The following is a 9,333-nucleotide window of genomic DNA, read 5'->3' as shown; positions in this document are numbered from 1 at the left end:
AGGCTGCCAACAGATGTCCTTCCGAGGGCTCGCGGCGGACTGACTACACGCACGCCAGACAACCTCGCAACGTGAGCAAGCGGAGCGGGTCGTCAAAGGGCAGCGCAAAGGGGCAGTGTAGCCGAACGGCACACGCCTGTCCACTTCACTCTCGCTGCATGCTCCACGTTGGTCGCAGCATCGCCCGTTCGAGCGGAAACGTCAAGCCCGCAAGCCCGACTTTCCGCCGACCTAGGGGCCGGACGCTGGGTTTTCTCCCCAGCGTGATCGGACGCCTACCGTCAGGCCCAAGACGATACCCGCGAACGGGGACGGTTAACGCTCCGTCACACCGAGGGCCGAACCCATGCCGACAACCGGTGTAGCTGTGACTGAGGTACCCAGTACTTGGGCTTCGCTAAACCTTATTTTTGGTAACAATTGACCTCGGGGACGCGCCCGATGACTCAAGCAGTGCCGATCAAGGTCGACAGCTCGGCCACCAACCAGCGGGAATCTTGCCGGATCATGACGAGCCTGGCCCGGTCCTGGCTGACCTGTTGCTGTGGTTCGGCCTTGCCGGGGATCTCCCTGACCGTACCCGTGTTCACGAACAATAGAACCTCTACTCGATCACCTTCCGCGCGCTCCACACCCACGTCGGCGACGGCCGCCGTCCGCACCGTCTTCTCCGCCTTGGCCTTGGCGGCCAGGGTGGCCGACAGCTTCTTGTAGTGCTCGGTGAGCTCGCCCGTCGTGTGCTCGGCCGCCCGGGCCAGGTCCTGCTCGACCGTCCGGTAGTCGTATGACAGCAGGTCCGGCGCCACCGTACGGGCCGCCGCCATGGCCTGGCGCCCCGCTTCTTCGTCCGCGCGGATGGCGTGGGCGTCGTACCAGAACACCCCTGCGGTGGCGCCGAGCCCGAGCACCAGAACCAGCAGCGCGATCGTGACCGCCCTCACACCACCTGCACCGCCCTCGACACCAGCCAGACTCCCTTCGCCTTGGTCACGTCCATCGACCAGCGGTAGAACCGTTCCTGCTTGGGGGTCTTGGAGCCCTCCCAGCGGATCTCCACGTCCGCCACGACCAGCACTCTCGCGGTCAGCTCCGTCATCGACACCAGCCCTGTGGCCCGGAGCACGCCGTGCTGGACGACCTTGTTCTCCACTGTGGTGGACTTGAGCTTCGCCGCGTCCGCCTTGTACTCCTCCTGGGCCACTCCGGTGGAGGTGGCGAGGATGCGCCCCATGTCGGCGTCGACGGTCTTGTAGTCGAGCGAGACCAGGTTGATCGCGTGCGTGCCCGCCGCCTCCAGCGCGGCCCGCCGATCATCCGCCCTGGCCTGTTCGGCCAGGTCCTGCCCGCGAAGGAACACCACGGCGGCGCCGAGCAGCACCACCAGCAGTACGAGCACGCCGGTCAGGACGCGGGGTGGCCGGGCCGGCTCGTCCACGTCTGCTCACCTCCCGGCTTGGTTGCTGGATGGTAACCCGCCGGCCGCTCCCGGAGCCCGGGAAACAACAGAGGCGACATAGGACCCACTCTTGCCGGGCGAGCACTGCCGTCATCTCTTGCTGGGCGGGCATCGTCATCGCCTCTTGCTGGGCGGGCATCGTCATCGCCTCTTGCCGGGTGAGAGCACCGCGTCGCCGTCTCCGGCCTCTCCGGCAGGCAAGCGCCTGACGAACGCCCTTCAGGCGGCCCTCTGAGGCCCGTTGGGGGCGCGGCGCGGCATTGCGGCCATTTCTGTCACCGAGGTCCGGGAAAGCGCCTTCTCTGCCCGCCTGGCGGCTCGCCCCGGTCTGGCGCGCTTGGCCGGTTGGCATTGGGCCGTCTGACGGCTCTCGGCCGGTCTGACGGCCAACCGGTCCAGACCGCCCGCGGCCCACCGGGATCTATCGGACGCCGTTGAGATGGGCGTTGATCAGGCGTGGGTACTCTTCCAGCCAGTTGCGCCCGCGATCGTCGACAAAGGAGCCCTGGGGCGGGATGACGCCGTTGGCCGCCAGCCAGGTGCCAGGCGGCCGCTGCGTACGGCGGAGCCCGTTGCCGCTCGGCATCAGCTGCGGCGGGATCGGCGGCAGCGAGCCGGGGTCGTGGCCCAGCTGCGCCTCCGCCTCCAGCTCGGAGACGTCCTTCTCCTCCGACATGCCGATCGGCCCGTGCTTCCTGGCGTTGAGGAACTGCCTGACCACCGGCTCGTCGCTCGACAGCAGCATCTCGCGCGGCCCGAACATGATCAGCTCGCGCCGGAACAGCAGCCCGATGTCGTCGGGCACCGTACGGGCGGTGTTGATGTCGTGCGTGACGATCAGGAAGGTCGCCTCGATCTCGGCGTTCAGGTCGACGATGAGCTGGTTGAGATAGGCGGTCCGTACCGGGTCCAGACCCGAGTCGGGCTCGTCGAACAGGATGATCTCGGGATCGAGCACCAGCGCCCTGGCCAGCCCGGCTCGCTTGCGCATGCCGCCGGAGATCTCGCCCGGCAGCTTGATCTCGGCGCCGAGCAGGCCGACCAGCTCCATCTTCTCCAGCACGATCTGGCGGATCTGCGACTCGCTCTTCTTGGTGTGCTCGCGCAGCGGGAAGGCGATGTTGTCGTACAGGCTGAGCGAGCCGAACAGGGCGCCGTCCTGGAACAGCACACCGAACAGCCGGCGCAGTTCGTAGAGCTTGCTCTCGTTGCAGTTGGCCAGGTCGTAGCCGTCGATCCAGATGTGGCCGCGGTCCGGCCTGAGCAGCCCGACCAGGGTCTTGAGGAAGACCGACTTGCCGGTGCCGGAGGGCCCGAGCAGGACCGAGATCTCGCCCGCGGGCAGGGTGAGCGAGACGTCCTCCCAGATGACCTGCCGCCCGAACGACTTGGTCAGCCCGTCGACCACGACTTCGACGCCCACGGGTCACCCTCCATGCGCAAAGAGTAATGTGACTTCAACCACAAGACTGCCATCACCGTAGCGGCGCGCAAGGGAATTGGAACCAGTTCCAATAACTTGTTACTGCCCGGTTATGAGACGAGGAGTCCAGCAACGGGCGCTGCGGCCTCTATTCGGCCTGGGGTTGGGCAATCGCTCTCAGAGCCGGTCGGAGGACCCGCGCGATGTCCGCTTGGGATGCTTCGCGCAACTCGTCAAGTTCAAGCAGCTGGTGGCCGACGGTCACGCCCAGCATGATCGTCGTCATCAGCGCCGCCCGCAGTCGCGCATCGCCGCCGGGGATCGACTCGCCGACCTGATGGATCTGCCGGCTCAGTACGGCCCGCGCCGACGCGCCCGCCTCCGGGTGAGTGAGCATCGATCGCATCATGGCCAGGGAGCTCTGCGGCAACTCCCCCATCTTGAGGCCGAGACTCCCGATGAGTTGCTCGACCAGATCGTCGGCATCGCCCTTGGCCACCGGCGCCGGGGCCACGGTCACCGCCGCGCTGAACAGGTCCTGCTTGCTGCCGAAGTACTGCATGACGAGGGCGGGATCGACCTCGGCCGCCTTGGCCACCGCGCGGATCGTGGTGCGCTCGAATCCCAGGTCCGCGAAGAGCTTCCTGGCCGCTTCCAAGATCCGCCGCTCGGTCCTGCGACGCCGCTCCGCCCGTTCGGTCACGCCGCCCCCTTTGACAGTCGTTGCTCACTCTACAGGCGTTGACCGTTCGTCACATTTCGCTCTACGCTCGTTGAGTCAACCTCCGTTGAGCGAAATGGGGCCCCCATGTCCACCACCGATGTCGTCGCCGCCTACCACGCCGCGATGCTCCACAAGTCGGCCGACGAACTGGCCGATCTCTATGCCGAGGACGGCCTGCACGAGTTCCCGTTCGGCGGACTGCCGCCGTTCAAGGGCCGGGAGGAGATCAGGGCGGGGTACACGATGATGTGGGGCGCCATGAAGGCCCTGGTCAAGGAGATCCGCGACGTGACCATCCGCCAGACCACCGACCCGGAGGTGATCGTGGCGGAACAAGAGACGGTGGTCACGGTGGCCGACCAGGAGCTGACGGTGCCGGGCCTAGTGATCCTGCGGGTCAGGGACGGCCTGATCGTCCACGCGCGCGACTACATGGACACCAGCGCCGTCGCCCGCGTCCGCGCCGCCTAGCGCAGTCTCCACGGACCTTCGCCAGGTATCCGCGCTCTTGAAGGGGCACCCCGCACGGGGGCACAGCCACCACGGGGCCCCCTCCGGTCTGCCGAAGGGGCCCCTCTCCCAAGGACCCCAGCCACAACGAACCGGCTTTCTACGCTCCCTGGGAGGGGCCAGCCCCATGGGCCCCCGCCACCACGGACCGTCCCCTTCCCATCCCCCGGAGGGGGTATCTCTCCTAGGGACCCCCGCCCACTACGGGCCGTCACAGAGATCGAGACGGTCGTGGGACGAACCACCCAGGGACTCGCCAGGGCTGAGGCCGTACGGTCACTTGGCGACGGTGAGGTCGTAGACCGTGGCGTTGCCGACAGAAGCAGCCGTGTACGTCTCCTGTACCCACGCGGCGATCTCGGCCGCGTCACTGCTGCCACCGGTACTGGCCCCGCCACGCATTCCACCGCCCATCCCGCCACCGATGAAGTAGTGGATCTTCCCCTCGGCCACGTACTGCTTGAACTGGGTGAGTGTCGGCGCGGGGTCGGTCCCGTTGAAGCCGCCCACCGCCATCACCGGCTGGCCCGTGGCGAGCTGGTATCCGGCGGCGTTGTTCGAGCCCACGGTCGCGGCGACCCAGCTGTAGGCGGTGGCGTTGCTCTTCAGAAGGGCGGTCAGCTCGGCGCTGGGGGTGGCGGACTGCAGCAACCCACCCATCCCACCGCCTCCCCGCCCACCACGAGCGAACCCATCGGCCCCCATTCCGCCCGGCCTCCCAGCACCACCAGTGCCGCCCGGCTGCCCCCCGGTACCGCCAGGTCGCCCAGTGCCACCGGTACCACCCGGCTGGCCGCCGCCGAAGCCACCGAAGCCGCCCGGTCCCATCGCCGCGGGGCCCCCACCGCCGCGCCGGAACCCTCCAGGTCCGCCGAACCCTCCCGTAGAGGGGCCCGCCGTAGGGATCGCACCGGTGTGCGTGGATGTGGCGGTGTCCAGTGCGTACGCGGTCGGCCCCGCCAGGCACACCACGACCGCCACGACGGCGATAATCCCCGGCGCCCGCCGCGACCACCAGCCACGCGCCGCAATCGGCACGCCCGCAGATTCCACAGACGGCACACCCACAGGTTCCGCGACCGGCGCGCTCCCCGATCCCTCGGACGGCACAACCGCCCGCCCCTCCTCCTGACGGCCGACGATCAGCAGACCTACAGCCGCCGCCAGCCCAGCAACGAGCACAATCGGCCCCAACCAGGAATTCCACTCCGAACTACGCGACAGCAGGACGTACCCCCACCCAGCCGTCACGGCCGCAGCCAGCGCGAGCGCCCGGTGAGCCCGGCGCTCCCAGAGCAGCGCCACCCCCGAACCCACCAGCACCGCGATCGCCGGAGCCAGCGCCACCGTGTAGTACGCGTGGAAGATCCCCTGCATCAGGCTGAAGATCAGCCCGGTGACCACCAGCCAGCTCCCCCACACAACCGCCTGGGCCCGTACAGGATCGGTCCGTGGCGCTGCCCGCGTCAGCCAGACCACGGCCGCCAGGAGCACCAGCGCCGCCGGAAGCAGCCATGAGATCTGCCCGCCCGCCTCGGTGTCGAACATCCGCCACCAGCCGGCCTGCTGGTTGAGGTTGCCGAGCCCTCCGTAGTCGCCGCCGTTCAGCCGCCCGATGCCGTTGTAGCCGAGCGCGAGTTCCAGGACGCTGTTCGTCTGGGAGCCGCCGATGTACGGCCGGTCGGCGGCGGGCACCAGCGCCACGGCCACCAGCCACCATCCGGCCGACACCACCATGGCCACCCCCGCCAGCACGAGCTGCCACAGTCGCCGTCCCAGCGTGGTCGGAGCCGTGATCAGGTAGACGAGCGCGAACCCCGGCAGCACCACGAACGCCTGCAGCATCTTGGCCAGGAACGCGAACCCGATGCACGCCCCCGCCAGCACCAGCCACCGAGTCCCCGCCTTCTCCTGGGCCCGCACCACGCAGTAACCCGCGACGGTCAGCAGCAGCACCAGCAGCGCGTCCGGATTGTTGAAGCGGAACATCAGCACCGCCACCGGCGTAACCGCCATCACCGCCCCGCCGATCAACGCGGCCCACGCGGGGAACCGGCGGCGTACGGCGGCATAGACCACGCCCACGGTCGCCACGCCCATGAGCGCCTGGGGCACGAGAATGCTCCATGAGTTCAGCCCGAAGATCCTGGCGCTGAGCTCCATCGGCCACAACGAGGCCGGCGTCTTGTCCACGGTGATGGCATTGGCCGCGTCGGACGACCCGAAGAAGAACGCCTTCCAGCTCTGGGTGCCCGCTTGTACGGCAGCCGAGTAGAACGCGTTCGCCCATCCGGAGGCGTTCAGCCCCCATATGTAGAGCACCGCGGTGGCGGCGAGCAGCCCGGCCAACGCCCATCGATCTCTGACACGCGCATCCTTGAACACACTCGAACGCTAAGCACGGCCTCTCGCCACGCGATGAGACGACCATGAGAATCTCGTGAGCTCTGTACGGCGGTAACAGCCCGATGCGCAAAACAGCCGGGCACAAAGCAGCAACAGCCGGGCATGCAAAAGGGGCGGCACACCCGGCACCTGGGTGCAGCCGCCCCTTCTGGGGTGAAACGCCGGAACCGGCGATTCGGTAATGCTCTTCGAGCGATATGCCTCGAAAGTGTTACTTCACGGTGACGGAAGCGCCGGCGCCCTCGAGGGCAGCCTTGGCCTTCTCCGCCTGCTCCTTGTTGACCTTGCCGTCGAAGACGTTCTTGGGAGCGCCGTCGACCAGGTCCTTGGCCTCCTTGAGGCCCAGGGACGTCAGGGCGCGGATCTCCTTGATGACCTGGATCTTCTTGTCGCCGGCAGCCTCGAGGATGACGTCGAACTCGTCCTGCTCCTCAACGGCGGCGGCCTCGCCACCACCGGAGGTGGGGGCAGCGGCAACCGCGACGGGGGCGGCGGCCTTGACGTCGAACACTTCCTCGAACTGCTTCACGAACTCGGAAAGCTCGAGGAGGGTCATCTCCTTGAACGCGTCGAGCAGCTCGTCGGTGCTGAGCTTCGCCATGATGGTTTCCTCCGTATGAATCTTGCGATAACTAGGAACGGGACCGCGGGGTTTGCGGCAATCCCCGTACTACTCGCCCGCCTCTTCGCGCTTGGCGCGAAGGGCGTCGGCCAGCTGGGCCATGTTGGTGGGCAGCGCGGCGAACATGGCGGCAGCAGCACTCTGCTTCGCCTTCATCGCACCGGCCAGCTTCGCGAGGAGAACCTCGCGGGACTCGAGGTCAGCGAGCCTGGTGATCTCCGTAGCGTCCAGCATCTTGCCATCAAGGACGCCGCCCTTGATCACCAGAAGGGGATTGGCCTTGGCGAAGTCACGCAGACCCTTGGCCGCCTCGACAACGTCGCCGTTGACGAAGGCGATCGCGGTCGGACCGGCGAGCAGGTCGTTAAGACCCGCGTAACCGGCCTCATTGGCCGCAATCTTAGTCAGGGTGTTCTTCGCCACGGCGAACTTCGCATTCTCACCGAGAGAGACGCGCAGCTGCTTGAGCTGTGCGACGGTGAGACCGCGGTACTCGGTCAGAACGGCGGCAGCGCTGCCTTCGAACTCGCTCCTGAGCTCGGCAACTGCTGTCGCCTTATCCGCCCTCGCCATGGGCCTCCTTCCAGATGTGCCACCGGTGAAGGCCCAGAAATGAGAACGGCCCCGGGCGCAGGGCGCACACGGGGCTCACACACGGATCACTCCGTGTAGGAAACTCGTATCACACCTGCGCGGGCCGTCCACAGACTGTGGATCCTTCGGTCGTCAGGTCTTGAGGAACCTGACGACGACCGGCGGTCTTCGGCAACGACCAGAGTACGTCCTGGCCGCCGAGTTTCCAAATCGCTCTCAGTCGGCGACGCTGTTCAGCGCCGCATCCGGTTAGTTGGTCGTGCCCTTCGGCAGCTCACCGATCTGGTCGGCGGGCGGCGTCTGGATGTTGACGGCCTCGTTGAACCCCTTGAACAGCAGGGTCGCGTCCAGCGTGGCGCCTTCCTTCTCACCGTTCAGGGCGAGCTTGCGAGGCAGGCCGTCACTGCCGACCCAGATGTCGAACTTGATGTCCTTGAGCTCGGCCAGACCCGAGCGGGCGGCTTCCTGCTTATCGGCCGGCAGCTGCTGCACCGCCGCGTCGACCGGGAACGTCCCGCTGTAGTGGGTGGTGTCCACACCGCCGACAGTCTCGGTGCCGGCCGCCTTGATGTCCTGCGACGCGGTCACCATCTTGGTGACGGCCGCCAGGTCGAACTGCTGGATCTGGTCGAGGTACGTCTTGATCTGATCCTGACCGCCGACATCGGTCAGCGGCACCTTGATCCACGGCTTCGTCGCCCCGACGAGCTCCTTGAGCGCCTCGACCTTGACGTAGACGGCGTCGCCCTGGAGCACGGCGCGCGCCCCACCGGGCAGACCCTTACCGCCCATGTCGAGGGTGTCGAGGGTGAGGTCGACGGCCAGCTGCGGCTTGCTCTGGTAGAGCATCCGCCCCTGCACCTTGCCGTTCCCCTCCTGAGGGGTTTTGACGTTGACGACGGCGTCAACGGTGTAGCTGGTGACCTCCGCGGTCTTCTGCGCGGCCTGCGTCAGCACTTCGGACGCCGCCAGCTTGACCTGGATTGGCTGCGCGGTCGTTCCACAACCGGCAACCGCGACCGCGACCAGGGCGGCACCGGCCGCGGCGGTAGCGAGGGAAATTCTGCGCTTCAGCATGATTTAAACCCTACGTGTCGGTGTCCCGGTGATGGCGTATTCCCCTGACTTTTCAGGGAAAACCCAGGGTCTTCCCCGACCCGCGCCCCTTGATCGCGCGCCACGCTCTCTGCCTCGGCTTCTGCCGTGCGAACTGCTCTGATCTTTCTTTTCGCCGTACGGCCGCAGGCGGGTCGCGCACCACCCGGGATCCCATGGTCGCCGTACGAGATCGAGCTCGCAGACGCCCCGCGAAGGACTATCCCCCGCGCTGCGCACGCTGTACCGGCGGCGCCCACAAAGCCCGCACCGCAGCGAACCCCATCGGGGGCCCGCCCACAGCGGCGGGCGCCCGTGACACGGGAGTCTGCGGCGGGGGGTGCGGCTATCGGGGTTTGTGGCGGGGGTCTGTGGCGGGCGAGATCTGTGGAGGAGGGTCTGGCGCTCTGTGGCCGGCGATTCGGCGGGCGGCCTGTAACCCGGGGTCTGCGACCGGGAATCTGGCAGGCGGGGGTCTGTGACCGGGAGTCGCCCGGGGCTCT

The 9,333-nt window shown here is 67.6% G+C and carries 9 protein-coding genes; 1 reads left to right on the top strand and 8 read right to left on the bottom strand.

Annotated elements, in window-relative coordinates; translation table 11 throughout:
• Positions 1 to 446: 446 nt before the first annotated feature.
• From AB0J16_RS52900 to AB0J16_RS52885, 4 genes are all read right to left on the bottom strand, one after another.
• Complete coding sequence (locus tag AB0J16_RS52900) at positions 447 to 941, bottom strand: hypothetical protein (protein WP_358554802.1); 495 nt, start codon at positions 939 to 941, stop codon at positions 447 to 449.
• Positions 938 to 1,435 carry a hypothetical protein gene (locus AB0J16_RS52895; protein ID WP_358554799.1) on the bottom strand — a complete coding sequence of 166 codons (498 nt, stop codon included), beginning with the start codon at positions 1,433 to 1,435 and terminating at the stop codon, positions 938 to 940. Before AB0J16_RS52895 ends, AB0J16_RS52900 begins: the two co-directional genes overlap by 4 nt.
• 442 nt (positions 1,436 to 1,877) lie before the next feature.
• Positions 1,878 to 2,879 (bottom strand): ABC transporter ATP-binding protein, encoded by a 1,002-nt coding sequence (locus AB0J16_RS52890; RefSeq protein WP_358554796.1) that lies wholly within the window; start codon positions 2,877 to 2,879, stop codon positions 1,878 to 1,880.
• A 148-nt stretch (positions 2,880 to 3,027) separates the two neighbouring features.
• On the bottom strand, positions 3,028 to 3,582 hold the full coding sequence (locus tag AB0J16_RS52885; protein WP_358554793.1) for a TetR family transcriptional regulator: 555 nt from the start codon (positions 3,580 to 3,582) through the stop codon (positions 3,028 to 3,030).
• Positions 3,583 to 3,687: 105 nt separating this feature from the next.
• Between AB0J16_RS52885 and AB0J16_RS52880 the strand changes: the two genes are divergently transcribed.
• Positions 3,688 to 4,074, top strand: a complete 387-nt coding sequence (locus AB0J16_RS52880) for a nuclear transport factor 2 family protein (RefSeq protein WP_358554791.1) — start codon at positions 3,688 to 3,690, stop codon at positions 4,072 to 4,074.
• Between the two features lie 315 nt (positions 4,075 to 4,389).
• On the opposite strand, the gene AB0J16_RS52875 is transcribed toward AB0J16_RS52880, so the two are convergent.
• The 4 genes from AB0J16_RS52875 to AB0J16_RS52860 all read right to left on the bottom strand — a co-directional run bounded on the left by AB0J16_RS52875 (position 4,390) and on the right by AB0J16_RS52860 (position 8,812).
• Positions 4,390 to 6,498: a glycosyltransferase family 39 protein gene (locus AB0J16_RS52875; protein WP_358554788.1), complete on the bottom strand. Its 2,109-nt coding sequence runs from the start codon at positions 6,496 to 6,498 to the stop codon at positions 4,390 to 4,392.
• A 232-nt stretch (positions 6,499 to 6,730) separates the two neighbouring features.
• Positions 6,731 to 7,120 (bottom strand): 50S ribosomal protein L7/L12, encoded by a 390-nt coding sequence (rplL, locus tag AB0J16_RS52870; RefSeq protein WP_358554785.1) that lies wholly within the window; start codon positions 7,118 to 7,120, stop codon positions 6,731 to 6,733.
• A gap of 69 nt (positions 7,121 to 7,189) precedes the next feature.
• Positions 7,190 to 7,714, bottom strand: a complete 525-nt coding sequence (gene rplJ, locus AB0J16_RS52865; RefSeq protein WP_358554782.1) for a 50S ribosomal protein L10 — start codon at positions 7,712 to 7,714, stop codon at positions 7,190 to 7,192.
• 270 nt (positions 7,715 to 7,984) lie between these two features.
• A complete protein-coding gene (locus AB0J16_RS52860; RefSeq protein WP_357962179.1) occupies positions 7,985 to 8,812 on the bottom strand; it encodes a DUF1396 domain-containing protein in 828 nt (275 codons plus the stop codon).
• Positions 8,813 to 9,333 lie beyond the last annotated feature (521 nt).

Source organism: Nonomuraea sp. NPDC049750, from assembly GCF_040659625.1.
GTDB lineage: Bacteria > Actinomycetota > Actinomycetes > Streptosporangiales > Streptosporangiaceae > Nonomuraea.
This window is presented reverse-complemented; position numbering and strand designations above follow the sequence as displayed.